The 15,547-nt window shown below is 50.1% G+C and carries 15 protein-coding genes; 6 read left to right on the forward strand and 9 right to left on the reverse strand.

Annotated features, from left to right (window positions below):
* Positions 1-20: 20 nt before the first annotated feature.
* The gene (locus NX720_RS25080; RefSeq protein ID WP_262598338.1) at positions 21-581 is read right to left on the reverse strand and encodes a tetratricopeptide repeat protein; all 561 of its coding nucleotides are present in this window, start codon (positions 579-581) and stop codon (positions 21-23) included.
* A 493-nt stretch (positions 582-1,074) separates the two neighbouring features.
* On the opposite strand from NX720_RS25080, the gene NX720_RS25085 reads away from it, so the two are divergent.
* Positions 1,075-2,148 (forward strand): hypothetical protein, encoded by a 1,074-nt coding sequence (locus NX720_RS25085; RefSeq protein ID WP_262598339.1) that lies wholly within the window; start codon positions 1,075-1,077, stop codon positions 2,146-2,148.
* Positions 2,149-2,235: 87 nt separating this feature from the next.
* On the opposite strand, the gene fadA is transcribed toward NX720_RS25085, so the two are convergent.
* Both fadA and fadB read right to left on the reverse strand, forming a co-directional pair.
* Positions 2,236-3,411, reverse strand: coding sequence for an acetyl-CoA C-acyltransferase FadA (gene fadA, locus NX720_RS25090; protein WP_262598340.1), 1,176 nt, complete (start codon positions 3,409-3,411; stop codon positions 2,236-2,238).
* A gap of 44 nt (positions 3,412-3,455) precedes the next feature.
* A complete protein-coding gene (fadB, locus tag NX720_RS25095) occupies positions 3,456-5,606 on the reverse strand; it encodes a fatty acid oxidation complex subunit alpha FadB (protein ID WP_262598341.1) in 2,151 nt (716 codons plus the stop codon).
* A 350-nt stretch (positions 5,607-5,956) separates the two neighbouring features.
* Here fadB and NX720_RS25100 point away from each other — a divergent pair, with 350 nt between their 5' ends.
* Positions 5,957-6,418, forward strand: coding sequence for a universal stress protein (locus NX720_RS25100; RefSeq protein WP_262598342.1), 462 nt, complete (start codon positions 5,957-5,959; stop codon positions 6,416-6,418).
* 70 nt (positions 6,419-6,488) lie between these two features.
* Here NX720_RS25100 and uup read toward each other — a convergent pair whose 3' ends face one another.
* The 3 genes from uup to NX720_RS25115 all read right to left on the reverse strand — a co-directional run bounded on the left by uup (position 6,489) and on the right by NX720_RS25115 (position 9,154).
* On the reverse strand, positions 6,489-8,381 hold the full coding sequence (gene uup, locus NX720_RS25105) for an ATP-binding cassette ATPase Uup (protein WP_262598343.1): 1,893 nt from the start codon (positions 8,379-8,381) through the stop codon (positions 6,489-6,491).
* 121 nt (positions 8,382-8,502) lie between these two features.
* A complete protein-coding gene (gene sixA / locus NX720_RS25110; RefSeq protein ID WP_262598344.1) occupies positions 8,503-8,946 on the reverse strand; it encodes a phosphohistidine phosphatase SixA in 444 nt (147 codons plus the stop codon).
* A 25-nt stretch (positions 8,947-8,971) separates the two neighbouring features.
* Positions 8,972-9,154, reverse strand: coding sequence for a hypothetical protein (locus NX720_RS25115; RefSeq protein ID WP_262598345.1), 183 nt, complete (start codon positions 9,152-9,154; stop codon positions 8,972-8,974).
* Positions 9,155-9,173: 19 nt separating this feature from the next.
* Between NX720_RS25115 and NX720_RS25120 the strand changes: the two genes are divergently transcribed.
* Entirely contained in the window at positions 9,174-10,067 is an 894-nt protein-coding gene (locus tag NX720_RS25120; protein ID WP_262598346.1) for a hypothetical protein, read from the forward strand.
* 35 nt (positions 10,068-10,102) lie between these two features.
* On the opposite strand, the gene NX720_RS25125 is transcribed toward NX720_RS25120, so the two are convergent.
* Positions 10,103-10,396, reverse strand: a complete 294-nt coding sequence (locus tag NX720_RS25125; protein ID WP_262598347.1) for a DUF4389 domain-containing protein — start codon at positions 10,394-10,396, stop codon at positions 10,103-10,105.
* A gap of 24 nt (positions 10,397-10,420) precedes the next feature.
* Complete coding sequence (locus NX720_RS25130) at positions 10,421-11,449, reverse strand: NAD(P)H-dependent glycerol-3-phosphate dehydrogenase (RefSeq protein ID WP_262598348.1); 1,029 nt, start codon at positions 11,447-11,449, stop codon at positions 10,421-10,423.
* 341 nt (positions 11,450-11,790) lie between these two features.
* Here NX720_RS25130 and fabA point away from each other — a divergent pair, with 341 nt between their 5' ends.
* Both fabA and fabB read left to right on the forward strand, forming a co-directional pair.
* Complete coding sequence (gene fabA, locus NX720_RS25135) at positions 11,791-12,303, forward strand: 3-hydroxyacyl-[acyl-carrier-protein] dehydratase FabA (protein WP_262601662.1); 513 nt, start codon at positions 11,791-11,793, stop codon at positions 12,301-12,303.
* A 29-nt stretch (positions 12,304-12,332) separates the two neighbouring features.
* The gene (gene fabB / locus NX720_RS25140; protein ID WP_262598349.1) at positions 12,333-13,550 is read left to right on the forward strand and encodes a beta-ketoacyl-ACP synthase I; all 1,218 of its coding nucleotides are present in this window, start codon (positions 12,333-12,335) and stop codon (positions 13,548-13,550) included.
* Positions 13,551-13,665: 115 nt separating this feature from the next.
* Here fabB and NX720_RS25145 read toward each other — a convergent pair whose 3' ends face one another.
* A complete protein-coding gene (locus NX720_RS25145) occupies positions 13,666-14,094 on the reverse strand; it encodes a hypothetical protein (RefSeq protein WP_262598350.1) in 429 nt (142 codons plus the stop codon).
* 290 nt (positions 14,095-14,384) lie between these two features.
* Here NX720_RS25145 and NX720_RS25150 point away from each other — a divergent pair, with 290 nt between their 5' ends.
* Positions 14,385-15,539: an exonuclease/endonuclease/phosphatase family protein gene (locus tag NX720_RS25150; RefSeq protein WP_262598351.1), complete on the forward strand. Its 1,155-nt coding sequence runs from the start codon at positions 14,385-14,387 to the stop codon at positions 15,537-15,539.
* Positions 15,540-15,547: the final 8 nt, after the last annotated feature.

Here is a 15,547-nt window from a genome sequence, read left to right on the forward strand (position 1 = left end):
TACATTTAATGGAGTCACCATCAAGGTATCCTTCTGGCGCTGGCCTCTCTTGCCTGATTCAGCCTCTGTGCTATCTGGGTACTTGTTATATACCTGCCGCCTGATGATTCGCAGCAATAAAACAGACTATTGCCCCGGGTCTTGTCGGAAACATGCTGAATCAGTTCAAGCGCTTTTTCAGGATTGGCTTTTGTGTCTTCACCCCGAAGGTAAATACCCGACAATTGAAACTTTGCTATCAGTGCATCACCGGTTTGATTGAAATAGCCTGGCTTGCCAGCTGCGCCAGCCAGTTTACCATTAGCCCAGTCGTCGTCTGCTTCCTGAGAAGCCGCTAACTGATACCATCTTATTGCGGCAGGAATATCTTTTTTTACGCCTGAGCCTAATTCATAGGCAACCCCCATGCGTAATTGCGCCCAGGGTTCTCCTCTTTCCGCTGCAGGCTTCAATATTTCAAATACTTTTGCATACTCATATCTTTCCCAGGCAATATCAACCGTCCTCTCGCCCGGGTTTGGGTTGGGACCTGCACAGGCAGCCAGTAGAAACAGTGAAAGAAGAATGTATGTTTTTTTCATGTTTTTTCCTTAGAGTTTGTGGCCATCGCCATTGGTTCAGAACTGAAATTCCCGTCCTTAACAAGGCGAACTGCCATTGCCAGCCGACGGATTCGTTCAGAGTCAGTTGAGACGCTTTAGATTTGCGATAAGAGAAATAGTTCCGGCTTTCAGCAAAGTGGTACATTTTATCTGATCGATTTGTTCAGGAACCCCGTCCTGCAATTGCAGAATGGCATTAACACAAAATGTAGAGGTCAGCCTCCTGGTTCGGGCAAGCACAGAGCAGCCTGATTAACTTGTTTTGTTCGAAGTTCGTTTTATTTTTAATTTAAGAAACCAATATGATTGGATAAATATATGCACCCAAAACATCATGCTCCAGTGAAATAGTCCTTCCATTAAATAAAACAGTCTGGGGAACTTTCAGGGTTGGTAACAATCTTTGCTTAATAACATCTTTAAACACGGTTGTATGGGTAAGCGATCCATCTCAGGGAAAATGACTGACAACATGAATCAATTTATTCGATTAACGATCATCCTGATTACAATGACACTTCCCTGCCCGGGGTATTCCGGGGATGACGGTCGGGGTGCAGAGCTGCCCTCGACAACTTCACAGCTCACCACAATGCTTCAAGCCTTGATGTTAGCTGCTAGTTCTTCAACAAGCTTTTTAAATCTTGAAGAGTTGAGTGCATGGTCGTTTAACAGAGATCACTACACATCTGTTAATGATAATCCTGACGATCAGACTGTTGATGGTGTACTGACAGTGACTGCCAGATTTCAAATACTGCCAACGAATACTGAAGCCGATCCTATGGAATTCATTAGCACGAGCATTGTTAATTACTTTTCATCGCTGTTGGCATCATTAAATGGATACTTTTTAGACCACCTCTCTAGTGAACCCGGATATGGTCGACCCAGTATATGTTCGGTTCTGGGTGCTGCGGCTATTGAGAGCGATAACTCAAAATTCCTCAGCAATTGTGTCTATGACTCCGATGACTCCGATGACTCCGATGACTCCGATGACTCCGATGAGGTTGGAGCTGTTGCTGTAACTAAAGCACCCAGAAAATGTAAGTATACGTACTGTACTACGGGTTGCTACCCCCAACGACATTGCCAACCTTTGGCTAAGCATCAACTCCCTGAGTACTGGAGGGGTCATCTGATCAAAGACAAGGAAAAAGGCACTATCACTTACCAGGCCTCACTGTATTATTCAGGTTCTCTTTTCCCCGTACAAACAGAAGATAATAATCCGGAACCAACACGCGAATGCATTGATCTACGGTATGGAGGGCTTGATAGAGGGTTATGCAAACACCTTTGTGAACAGCAGGAAGAAGATCAGGAAGAAGATCAGGAAGAAGATCAGGAAGAAGATCAGGAAGAAGATCAGGAAGAAGATCAGGAAGAAGATCAGGAAGAAGATCAGGAAGAAGATCAGGAAGAAGATCAGGAAGAAGATCAGGAAGAAGATCAGGAAGAAGATCAGGAAGAAGATCAGGAAGAAGATCAGGAAGAAGATCAGGAAGAAGATCAGGAAGAAGATCAGGACAAGCTCGGCTAATCGGGCAACTGGAGGCTTAAGCCTCCAGCTAAGTACGTTGGTACAGCCACAACATGGGGTCAGACGGTTCTGTGCATTACCAGCCCATCAAACTCGCTCAAACACAGTCGTAATGCCCTGACCCAGTCCCACACACATGGTGGCGATACCCAGTGCGCCATCATTCTGCTTCATCACGTTCAGCAGTGTGCCGGATATTCTGGCACCCGAGCAGCCAAATGGATGACCCAGGGCTATTGCCCCACCGTGGAGATTGACCATTTCATCCATTTTGTCGAGTACTTTCAGGTCTTTCAGTACAGGCAGCGCCTGGGCTGCAAATGCCTCGTTCAACTCCAGATAGTCAATATCGTCGATGGTCAGCCCTGCCCGCTTGAGCGCTTTCTGGGTACTGGGGACCGGCCCGTAGCCCATGATAGCCGGATCAACACCGGCAACCGCCATGGCCCTGACTTTTGCCATGGGCTCAATGCCGAGGGCTTTCGCCCTTTCCGCCGACATAACAATCATGCACGAAGCCCCATCGGTAATCTGTGACGAGGTGCCTGCGGTTACCGTCCCGCTGGCTGGGTTAAACGCTGGCTTCAGGGCAGCCAGACCTTCCAGGGTCGTATCTGGCCGGATGGTTTCGTCAATGGTGAACAGCCCCAGGTTGCCATCGGCGTCATGGCCCTCCATGGGAATGATCTCATCCTTAAAACCACCTTCCTGAGTCGCTGCCCAGGCACGCTGATGAGAACGGTAGCCAAACTCATCCTGCGCTTTACGACTGATGCTGTGCATCATGCCCAGCATTTCAGCCGTCAGTCCCATCATGCCGGAGGCTTTAGCACCGTACTTGGAGAGTTTCGGGTTCGGATCAACACCGTGCATCATGCCAATATGTCCCATGTGCTCGACACCGCCCACCACAAATACATCGCCATTATTGGTCTGTATGGCCTGAACCGCACTGTGCAGTGCCGACATGGAGGAGCCGCACAACCGGTTAATGGTCTGCGCTGCTGAGGTGTGGGGAATAGAAGTCATCAGCGAGGCCATTCTGCCAATATTCCAGCCCTGCTCCAGAGTCTGGTTGACACAGCCCCACAGAACATCTTCCACTTCAGCCGGATTGACTTTCTCATTGCGTTTCAGAACACCTTCAATCAACGCTGCCGACAGGGTTTCCGCCCGCACGTTACGATACATACCGCCCTTGGAGCGCCCCATGGGGGTTCGGCCGAAATCGACAATAACGGCATCTCTCGGATTAAGACTCATTACATTATTCTCCTTATCTGACTCCTTATCTAACGACAGTCGATTCAAACGTTGTAAAAACGCTTGCCGCCTGCCGCCATCTGCCTGAGGCCATCCGTTGCCTGATACAATGGGCCAAGGTAAGCGTATTGATCCGCGAGCTTAACAAACTGATCAACCCCCATGGCGTCGATATACTTGAGAATGCCGCCCCGGAACACCGGAAAGCCAATACCCATCACCAGCGCCATATCCGCTTCAATGGCCGATTGCACAATGCCTTCTTCGAGGGTACGGACGGTTTCCAGCCCCAGGGGGATCATCATCCGGGCAATAATCTCTTCTTCTGAAAACTCTCTCGGTTCTGCCACCACCGTTTTCAGTAGTTCAAACGCTCGTTCATCCACCTGTTTTCTGGGCTTGCCCTTCTTGTCCGGTTCGTAGATATAGAAGCCTTTACCGTTTTTCTGTCCGAACCGTTCCTGCTCGAACATCACGTTCAGCGGTGTTTTAACCTCGGTCTTCATGCGCTCAGGGTAACCTTCTTCCATGACTTTCTGGGCATGCTGAGCCGTATCAATACCCACAACATCTAACAGGTAAGCGGGTCCCATGGGCATGCCGAAATGCTCCATCACCTTGTCGATTTTGCGAAAATCCGCGCCATCCTGAACCAGTTGTGAGAAACCACCAAAATACGGGAACAGTACCCTGTTCACCAGAAAGCCCGGACAGTCATTGACAACAATGGGGGTCTTGCCCATTTTGTGGGCATAATTGACGACAGTGGCAACGGTCTCGTCACTGGTTTTTTCACCGCGTATCACTTCCACCAGGGGCATCATGTGTACCGGATTGAAGAAGTGCATACCACAGAAGTTTTCCGGCCTTTTCAGAGCTTTAGCCAACTCTGTTATGGAAATGGTTGAAGTATTGCTGGACAAGACGGCATCGTCCCTGACCTGCTCTTCCACTTCTGCCAGTACCGCTTTTTTCACCGACTCTTTTTCCAGAACCGCCTCAACCACCACGTCAACGCCGCCAAAATCACCGTAAGACAGCGTTGGCATTATGCGGTTCAGCACTTCGCCCATTCCGGCACTGTCCAGCTTACCTTTGGTCACTCGTTTGGACAGGAGCTTGCCCGCTTCTTTCAGCCCCAGGTCAATGCCCTGCTGGTTGATATCTTTCATCAGGATCGGGGTTTTCTTCAGGGCCGACTGATAGGCGATGCCACCGCCCATAATACCCGCACCCAGTACCGCTGTTTTTTCAACGGGGCCGGACTGCTGTATCCACTCTTTAGCCTGTTTCTTAAGAAACTGATCGCTCAGGAACAGCCCCACCAGCGCTTCAGCAACCGGTGTCTTTGCCATCTTCACAAAGTTTTTAGCCTCGGCTTCCAGCGCTTTGTCCCTTGGCATAGAGGCATGTTTCTGAACGGTCTTGACCGCCGTGACCGGCGCGGGCATGTGGGGACCGGCTTTCTGGGCGATGAACGGTTTGGCGGTTTCAAACACCATCATGGCTTCAATCGGTGGCAGTTTCAGCGGTTCCCGTTTTTCCTGCTTACGTTCACGGAAGTCCAGCTCTCCGGCGATGCAACGCTGCAGCAACGTGGCAGCTGCCTGCATCAGCTTTTCCGGTTCCACAACGGCATCAACCGCTCCGATTTTCAGGGCATCTTCAGGCTTCCAGGTTTTGCCCGTACAGATCCACTCGATCCCATTGTCAGCGCCGGTAATCCTCGGCAGGCGTACGGTTCCACCCCAGCCGGGAAAGATGCCCAGCTTCACTTCCGGCAAGCCAACGCTTCCTTTTGTCGACAGCACCCGGTAATCCGTTGCCAGACTGACCTCAAAACCACCACCCAGCGCAGTACCATTGATGGCAGTCACGGTTGGGATATCGAGGTCTTCAAGGCGGTTGAACAGCCGGTTTACATCCATGACCAGCCCGAACAGGGTGTCATCATCCAACCGGAAATTTGCGACAAACTCGGTGATGTCCGCACCAACGACAAACACCTCCTTACCACTGCTGAGGATCAGCCCTTTTATCGCAGAGTCCTGCTCTATGGCGGCCAGCGCCTGGTCAAGATCCTCCAGGGCCAGCTGGTTAAACTTGTTAACCGACTCGCCTTCCAGGTCAAACCTTAGTTCAGCGATGCCCTCGCTGTATTCCAGCACCTTAAATGCTTTTCCCTGATAGATCATTGAGTGCTCTCCGGTGAAAGTAGATCGTTATTGTTTATTGTTATTGCCTGGCGGGAAACCCAACAGGAAGCATCATCAACCAACAGGATCATACAGTTGTTTGAATACTTAGGAAACATCCTGTTATATTTTGTTCGGCGAATCATACCAATCGAGCAAACAGCAAACAGCAAACAGCAAACAGCAAACAGCAAACAGCATTATGCTATAAGCTTCAGTTCCATTCAGGTCAACCTGTCATTCAAGGTGTTTTTTATATTGGACAATGGCCTGAGGCACAATAAACTAAAACCTCCACGGCTATTATGACTGCAATGACAGAAAGCTCACTCTAAAGAGGAAAACTGCCTATGAGTCTCTACGAACACATCCTGGTCGCCATTGATCTGTCCGACGAAGCAGACGACGTACTGGAGAAAGCCCGTTTTCTGGCAGAAACCAACGGTGCACGCCTGACTCTGGTTCATGTTGTTGAGCCACTCAGTGTTGCCTATGGCAGTGATATTCCCCTTGACCTGACCACCTTACAGGACGAAATCACCCAGCAGGCACGGGACCGTATATCCAGCCTGGCGGAAAGCATCCATCTGGATAAAGGTCAACAGCACGTGGTTTATGGTCGACCGGAGCGGGAAGTTCATCGTATCGCCGAAGAAAGCAACGTTGACCTGATTGTCGTTGGCAGCCATGGTCGGCATGGCCTGGCACTTATTCTTGGCTCTACCTCCACCAGCATTTTGCATGGTGCCTGCTGTGACGTACTGGCTGTTCGTGTCGGAAAGAAAAACAACAACAACCACAACCACCACTAAAACCAATGACCAATAAAAAAAATCCCCGGAAGCAAACTGCCATCCGGGGATTTTTTTGAACCAGCAGCGTTTACATCGCCTCCAGTTCTTCCCAACGCTCCATTTTCGCTTCAATATCAGCGTTGACCTGTTCCAGCTTCAACAAGGTTTCCTGAACTTTCTGTGAATCGCCGGTATAGAAGCCCGGGTCTGCTATCTCTGCTTCAAGCGCTTCCAGCGTCTGCTCAAGCGTTTCAATCTCACCCGGCAGGGCATCCAGCTCACGTTGCAGTTTATAGCTCAGCTTTTTACTCTTAGGTTTCTTAGAGACAGCCTCTGCTTTAGCAACGGGCTTATCGGCTTTTTTCTCCATGGGTTCTGCCACCAGCTGGTTAATGGCTCCTCCCTGACGCAGCCAGTCATCGAAACCACCGACATACTCCCGGATTTTACCGCCCGGCTGAAACACCAGACTGCTGGACACCACATTATCCAGAAACGCCCGGTCGTGACTGACCAGCAACACCGTTCCGGTAAATTCCACCAGCAGGGATTCCAGCAGCTCCAATGTTTCAACATCGAGATCGTTGGTGGGTTCATCCATCACCAGCAGGTTGGCGGGTTTACTAAACAAACGCGCCAGCAGCAGGCGATTACGCTCACCACCCGACAGGGCTTTTACAGGAACGCGACAGCGTCCTGCCGGGAACAGGAAGTCTCCCAGATAACTGATCACATGACGGTTGCTGCCATTAATGGTGATGCTTTCTCGCCCTTCCGCCACGTTATCAATCACTGTTTTTTCCAGATCAAGCTGATTTCGCATCTGATCGAAGTAAGCCACTTCCAGCCTGGTGCCCGACTTGACCGAGCCCTGTTGCGGCTCCATCTGCCCCAACAGAATACGCAGCAACGTTGACTTGCCTGCACCATTGGCACCAATCAGGCCGACCTTGTCACCGCGCATTATCCGCAGGCTGAAATCGTCGATAACCGTATGTTTATCAAAAGCCTGGGAGATGTTCTTCACTTCCATTACCAGCTTTCCGGAGCTGTCACTCCGCTCCAGACTGAAGCTGGCTTTGCCCTGTACTTCCCGTCGTTCACGACGTTCTTCACGCAGAGATTTCAAAGCGCGTACCCGTCCTTCATTACGGGTACGACGCGCCTTGATTCCCTGACGAATCCAGGCTTCTTCCTGTGCTAGCTTTTTATCGAACAGGGCATTCTGTTCCGCTTCCACGTCCAGTGCATGAGCCTTGCGCTCAAGGTAAGTGTTGTAGTCACACTCCCAGCTGGTCAGCTTACCCCGATCCAGCTCAATAATGCGGTTAGCCAGGCTTTGCAGGAAGGAACGGTCGTGGGTAATAAACAACAATGCTCCATTGAAATCCCTGAGCTGTTTTTCCAGCCAGTCAATGGCAACAATATCCAGATGGTTAGTCGGCTCGTCCAATAACAGAAGGTCAGGCTCACACACCAGCGCCCGCGCCAGTTCAACACGACGACGCCAGCCACCAGACAGCTCTTTCATCTGTTTCTCAGCAGGCAGTCCCAGTTTCTTGATGACCGTTTCAACCTTTTGCTGCAAGCTCCAGCCATCCACGGCTTCCAGCTGTTGCTGAACCCGCTCCAGGGCTTTCATATCCGTATCGGATTCAATGGTCATGGAGAGCCGGTGGAAATCACTGATCAGTGTACCCACCTGTTCCAGTCCGGACGCCACCACGTCATACACTTTCTGGTCATCCTGACCCGGCAGGTCCTGGTTCAGCATACCGATTTTCAAGCCGGGTTTGCGCCAGATACTGCCGTCATCGGCAATAATCTGTTCCGATACCAGCTTCATCAGGGTGGACTTACCCGCACCGTTGCGACCGAGCAGACAGACCCGCTCACCTTTACGAATCTGAAAATCTGCGCCGTCCAGCAGCGGCTGGTCACCATAAGCCAGACTAATGTTATCTAATCGAAGTAGCGGCATTGCCTTGAGAACCATTTATCAATAGACAGGGAGAGCAATAGCTCTCCAGAGGAATGACAGGGAAGGATACCTGCACAAAAAGGGTATGTCATGCTTCGACCTATTTCAGGGCGAGGGCTGATCAGGCGGGTAACATTTTCTGCAGGCTTGCCAGCCCCGCGGCGGGCATTTCAAGACTCAGCACAACCGCATCAGCCGTTCCAAACCCTGGCCCACCCGACGGCACTCCATCGCATAGTAACGCAGTCAAGGCACTGACCAGTGGCATGTGGCTGACCACCAGCACATTGCCCTGTTCGGGTAACTGCCCTATGGCATCAACCGGGGAGTCATCTGGCGTGATACCATTTATGGTATCAACCGTAACACCCAATATCTCAGAGGCAATATCCGCTGTTTGCTGAGCCCGCAGATAGGGGCTGGCAACGATCCGGTTTACGCCTTCACCCTGCAACTGCTCAACGGTCTGTCGCACTTCATGACGCCCGACTTCAGTCAAAGGTCGCAGGGAATCGCTAGGGGCAGACCAGGATGCCTGCCCGTGTCGCATAATAATTAATTTCATGGATTTAAAACGCTGTTGTCATCTTTCATGGCATTGCCTGATTATACCGTTGTTCGTTGTCCGTTGTTCGCTTTTCACTAATGAACGCCAGGCTTGCTTTTCCAGAAATTACTTCTACCTTGCCTCCTCTGACGTTATCAATTTTATAATTTACATCAATGCTCATAAAACTCATAAAACTCATAGGACCATGCACTCTTTTGGCCATCTGCCTATCCGGCACTACAATGGCAATGGATTCCGGAACCATGCAGTCAGGCCTGGTTATTACTGAAGACATTTCAATCAACGGGGATCGTTCAGTAAGGCCAAACCAGTTGCTCAACCCTTACGATGGACTAGGAGCCCAGGGTGGTATCCTTGATTATTTCCGGACAGAAGCGATTACGCTTTATTCATCAGAGCAAACCAACCATGCAAGAGGGGTAAGGGCGCTGTTTTGTATACCGGTCTGTATACCTTTCCTGCTTTGCTTTTGTTGCTGCAATTATACATATCCGTCCCATGGGCTCACCTCCCGGCTCAATCAACTAAGACAAATTTTCGCAGAGGATAATCAATTCCAGACTTTCATAAATAACCAGGCTTCCAACAATAACCTGCACACTGACCAGTTCAGTCGGTGGGATATTATCAATATCTGGTTAAGGTGGTTTCAGGGGCATTCCGATGACATTGCCATCGATTCAACTGAAGAGGCCAACGGCGAAGAAAGGATAGCCGTCCATGCCAGCCACAATCTCCATGAAAACTCTTTAAATATTGAGACCTCGGCTATCCAACACCGTATTGTTTCTTTTCGGGATGCTCAAACCATCTTCCTCAATCAGGAGTTTGATGCAATGGTCTCAATCATCTATCCCTATCAGTTAGATACACCTGTTATTGTCTACCAAAGGGGAGACCCAAACTACATCCGGGTTCTTCAGTTAAGCGATTTACGGGATTTTTCTGTGACTGCAGAAAACTTTGAGGAAAGAATCACCAACGAAATAGAGAGGTACCGCCCGACAACAGGAGCCAGCCCACCCATCTCAAGGATTGAACACTATCTTATACAGGACACCATCCCTGACTCCTCTGATACGATGTCGCTGTGGACCGATGACCCGCCGCCCTGACTGCTTCACGCAAACCAGGGCTGGCAATAAATCACTCAGTCCCCGGAGCGGGGCTCACTCTCAGGCCAGTCGGAAAAAGGAAAAGGCTTTGTCTCGGCGTTGTAGGTAAGAAATTCAAGAATCTGAAAAAGATAAAGATTGAGGCTTTTAGAAAAAACCAGCAGACGGGCATTAGGCTCCCCACTGACAAACCCCACTACCGTCTGCACCAGGGCGACAATAAACACCAGGAGCCCGGCGAAATAGCCCGCGACCAGATAAAACGCCATAAACAGCAGTCGCAGCCAGCGAGATTCAGATTTAAGGTTGTTAACTAGTTTATCGTCCATATTGTGTTGCCTGCTTTTGTATCGTTATCGCACCATAAATTCGACGTCGGTCTTCAGCTCTTTCATCATCATGCCTTTGACCAGCTGCTGCACATCATAACCCTCAAAGATAATTTTGTGCAGTGCGTCCGCCATTGGCATATAAACGCCTAACTCTTCAGCCTTCTGATGCACCTGGCACAAAGTATTGACCCCCTCCGCCACCTGCCCAAGCGATTCCTCTGCCTGCTTCAGGCTTTTGCCCTGCCCCAGGGCATACCCCACCTGAAAATTACGACTCAGACTGGAGGTGCAGGTAGCGATCAGGTCGCCCACGCCGGCCAGCCCCAGAAACGTCAGCGGATTCGCACCCAGCTTCACGGCAAAGCGGCTCATTTCAGCCAGACTGCGGGTAATCAGCATACTTTTGGTATTTTCGCCCATGTTCATGGCCGCTCCCATACCCGTCACAATGGCATAGATATTCTTCAGGGCACCAGCCAGCTCGACCCCATAAACATCGTGGTTGGAATAGACCCGGAAATAGTCGCAGTGCAGCACACCCTGAACAATTTCGCACAGGTCATCATCTTCACTGGCAATCACCGAAGCCGTTACCGCTTTGGCAACAATTTCCTTCGCCAGGTTCGGACCACTGAGAACGCCCATCCGGATATCAGACAGCTCTTCTTTGAGAATCTCACTCATCAGGTCAAAAGTGACCGGCTCGATTCCCTTGGTGGTGCTCACCACAATTTTACCCTTCAGGCCATCGCCCGCCTGCTGCACCACTGAGCGGAATGACTTACTGGGAATGGCGATCAGTACAATATCAGCACTCGCAAGAACGGTCTGCAAATCCGTTGAAGCCGAGACTGACGGATGGATAGAAAACCCCGGAAGATAGCGATGGTTCACATGATCATTATTGATCCCCTGAACCTGCTCCGGATTGCGCATCCACAAACGCACGTTATGTCCGTTGTTGGCTGAGATATCAGACAGTGCGGTGCCAAAGCTGCCGCCACCCAGAATGGCTATGGTATACTGCCTGCTGCCGTTGCTCGGTGTCATGTTTCAGTTTCCGGTCAGATTATTTCCTTTGAAGTCAAGATGATACCTCATAGCGAGACACTCAGCAGCATAGACAATGTGTTAACACATAAATCACTGCGTAAATGCTCCGTTTCTTCACTGTTGTAATTTTGTTAAATGCCCCCAAATAGTCATGATGTGTAACGAGAGCAATGGTATAGTTCAGCCACGAATGCCTATAGCGCAAGAAAAGCAGAGTGCTGCCAAAAGCAGCTATCATAACGCACACAGAATGACGGAACCCACAGAGCGCTTCCGATTGCCCATTGACTGCGTCTGAACTGAATGCCGATGCAGACATTTCATGGAATAACGAACGAATGAAGCAACAATCCTTCGAAAAAGACGATCTGATCCGCTGTTCACAAGGTGAACTGTTTGGCCCGGGCAATGCACAGCTGCCGGCTCCCAATATGCTAATGCTGGATCGCATTGCCCATATCTCCGACGAAGGCGGCGCCTACGGCAAAGGCGAAATTATTGCCGAACTGGACATCGCACCGGACCTGTGGTTCTTTGACTGCCACTTCCCGGGCGATCCGGTCATGCCAGGCTGCCTGGGTCTTGACGCCATGTGGCAACTGGTAGGCTTTTTCCTGGGCTGGCAGGGTAATCCGGGTCGTGGCCGGGCACTGGGCTGCGGTGAGGTGAAGTTCACTGGCCAGATTTTGCCGACCAGTAAGAAAGTAACCTATCGGATCAATATCAAGCGTGTTATTGCCCGAAAACTGGTACTGGGCATTGCCGACGGCAGTGTCAGCGTCGATGGCAGAGAGATTTATACTGCCGAAGGGCTGCGCGTTGGTCTGTTCCATAACACAGACTCTTTCTGATTTCATTCAGCTAATTCAGGTTTACACCAATGAAACGAGTTGTAATTACAGGGATCGGCATCACTTCATGTCTGGGTAACACTCAGGACGCAGTGACCGACTCTCTCAAGCAGGGACGATCCGGCATTCGCTTCAACGAAACGTATGCCGGGCAGGGATTTCGCAGCCAGGTGTCTGGCACTGTTGACATTGACCTGAACGAACACATTGACCGTAAAACCGTTCGTTTTATGGGCAGTGCCGCTGCCTATGCCTACATTGCCATGAAGCAGGCCATTGAAGACGCCGGTCTGACCGAAAACCAGGTATCCAACCCAAGAACCGGCCTGATCGCTGCCTCCGGCGGTGCTTCTTCCGAAAACATCGTTGAGTCTGCTGACGTTATGCGCAGCAAAGGCGTTAAGCGTGTTGGCCCATACCGTGTTACCCGCACCATGGGCAGCACCGTATCAGCCTGTCTGGCCACCCCCTTCAAAATCAAGGGTGTGAACTACTCCATCACCTCTGCCTGTGCCACCAGCGCACACTGTATTGGCAATGCGGTAGAACAGATTCAACTGGGCAAACAGGACATTGTTTTCGCCGGTGGTGGTGAAGAAGAGCACTGGACGCAGACGGGTCTGTTTGACGCGATGGGCGCACTCAGCACCAAGTACAATGACACGCCCGATAAAGCTTCCCGGGCTTACGACGCTGACCGTGATGGTTTTGTTATTGCTGGCGGTGGCGGCATGGTTGTGGTCGAAGAACTGGAACACGCCCTGGCTCGTGGTGCCAAAATCTACGCCGAAATCGTTGGTTACGGTGCCACCTCAGATGGTTATGACATGGTTGCTCCATCCGGTGAAGGCGCCATTCGCTGCATGAAGATGGCACTGGAAACCGTTGATGGCTCTATTGACTACATCAACACCCACGGCACTTCAACCCCCGTAGGCGACGTCGCTGAGTTGAAAGCATTGAAAGTAGTGTTTGGCGACAGTATGCCAACCATCAGCTCCACCAAGTCCCTGTCTGGTCACTCCCTGGGAGCTGCTGGCGTTCAGGAAGCTATTTACTGCCTGCTGATGATGAAGCATGACTTTATCACTGCCTCAGCCAATGTTGAAACCGTCGATCCGGAAGCTGAAGGTCTGCCAGTTCTGGTGGGCGAAGCGAAAGAACAAAAGTTGAATCGCATCCTGTCCAACAGCTTTGGCTTTGGTGGCACAAACGCCTGTCTGGTGATGCAGCGCTACGATGGCTGATACAGAGTAATGACTCTTCTCCAATAATTCGGATTAGCGTTCAGGGCCACCTTACCTGGAAGGTGGCTCAATCTCATCAGAACTTCCGTTAACAGCCATTGCCATTGATACAAACTCACAAAGCAGAGCAAGCCCCTCCTTCTGGCAGATTAAATTCATGCTTAGGTTTTTTTTGAGCGTCCAAGCGGGCATGCAACTCTCTTAATCGATCCTCCATCATTGGACTCAATGCACCACCTCTAGGCATTATTTCATTCAGTTCGATGATTTGCTGTTCTAAACTGGGCTCCCGAACCGGATCTGCATCCCCAAATTCAATGCGCTGAAACTCCTGTTGCTCCTGTTCAATAGCAAGTTCGCGTTCACGAATACTGGTGGCTGACAGAGTATTCCCTGTTATGTACTGGTGTAGGTGCCCGATAGCATCTGAGATACGAACCAGCATATTCCAAAGCCTTCCTGAAGCACTGTGTGCTGATCTGTCTTGAGCAGGACCAGAGGATTCACTAACTGCGTGCCTTAGTCCATTAGGTGGGATATCCATAGAATTTCTCCTGTCGCTGGTTTCGTAGTCATGGCTCCCGGAAGCCTGACCGGGAACAGACCGACCGCCCTCCGGCATCCATGCCATCATGCGGTTGCAATAGATTGAAAAACGACTGTAACAACGGGTTTGAGAAATAAAACTAACTTCTGGGTTAGGCCTGCTGACTACTGACAGCCGTATATTCTAAGCTTCAGCTTCCCTTATCACTGCATTTTTTGGAAATTGGAGAAGATAAGGGCTATGTTGATACCCCATATGATCAAGGGTCGATCTGAAAAAACAATCAAATGCGAATACGTTATATTTCTACTGCCGGACTGATGATGCTTGGGCTCTGCTGGTTCTCACTGCCACTGCCTGCCACCAGCATCTATCCGTGGCTGCCAAAAACCGTCACCCTTCATAATGACAAAACCAGAAACAATAATTACGAACTTAATCCACAGCTGCCAGAAGACTGCACCCCGGGTCCCTGCCCAAAGTCCTCGCTAATTCGCGCTTATCAGAAGCTACAGTTCCAAGGCCTGAGAAGAAATAAGGGCATCCCCTCTCACACTAAAGACGCAAAGACCCTTCGAGTGGTCACCTATAATGTGCATTTCTGGCAACAGGCAGGCAGTGGACATTTTTCAACGTCAGAAAATGTCGCCAGGGAATTGATTAAAGAAATGGTGGCAATGGATGCAGATATTTATTTACTGCAAGAGGTCGTTTATGAACAGGGCATTATTCATCGCCTGCTGAAGGCACTTAATATATCCGCCAAAGAACTCTACTTCTGCCCGGAATCAGGCAATTCCATAAACTCTCTTCCTGTAGGCAACCTGACTCTGCTGCGAAGAAAAGCTAAACATCTCTATACCAGTTACTACTTTTATAACCCAGCTACCGCAGGCACAGACTGGACACCCCATAATGGCATCACACCTGATAATTCATCATCACCAGGGCGATGCGCCATTATTAGTACCATTATCCAGGGCGGGACAGATCAGACATTACAGGTTGTTAACACTCATCTTGACCATACCGATAACTGCCAGCATAAAATAGTGCAGCTACTGGGTACTATGCAGATGATGGGTGCCGATCCCTATTACCCTGAAATCAGTACCCAGCTGATTGGTGGTGACCTCAATATTCCAATGGCAAAACAACTGCCTGAGAACAAGCGTTATGCTCTTGAACGGGATGCCCGTTTAAGAAACACAACAGTAGACTTACACCTGCTGGAGCTGCTTGAACAACACGGCTATACAGACTCTTTTGACTACTCCTGCATTGCACCACCCGGAGCAACAGTCTGGTCATTAATTCGCATTGATTACCTATTCCTTAAACCTCGGAATCACAGCAGTATCAGCTTTGTCGGTCAGTATCTGTTTCATACCCTCAACAGCGATCACAGCGCCCTGGTGTTTGATATAAAACTCATCCCATAAACACTTTT

The organism is Endozoicomonas euniceicola (assembly GCF_025562755.1).
Classification (GTDB): Bacteria; Pseudomonadota; Gammaproteobacteria; order Pseudomonadales; family Endozoicomonadaceae; genus Endozoicomonas_A; species Endozoicomonas_A euniceicola.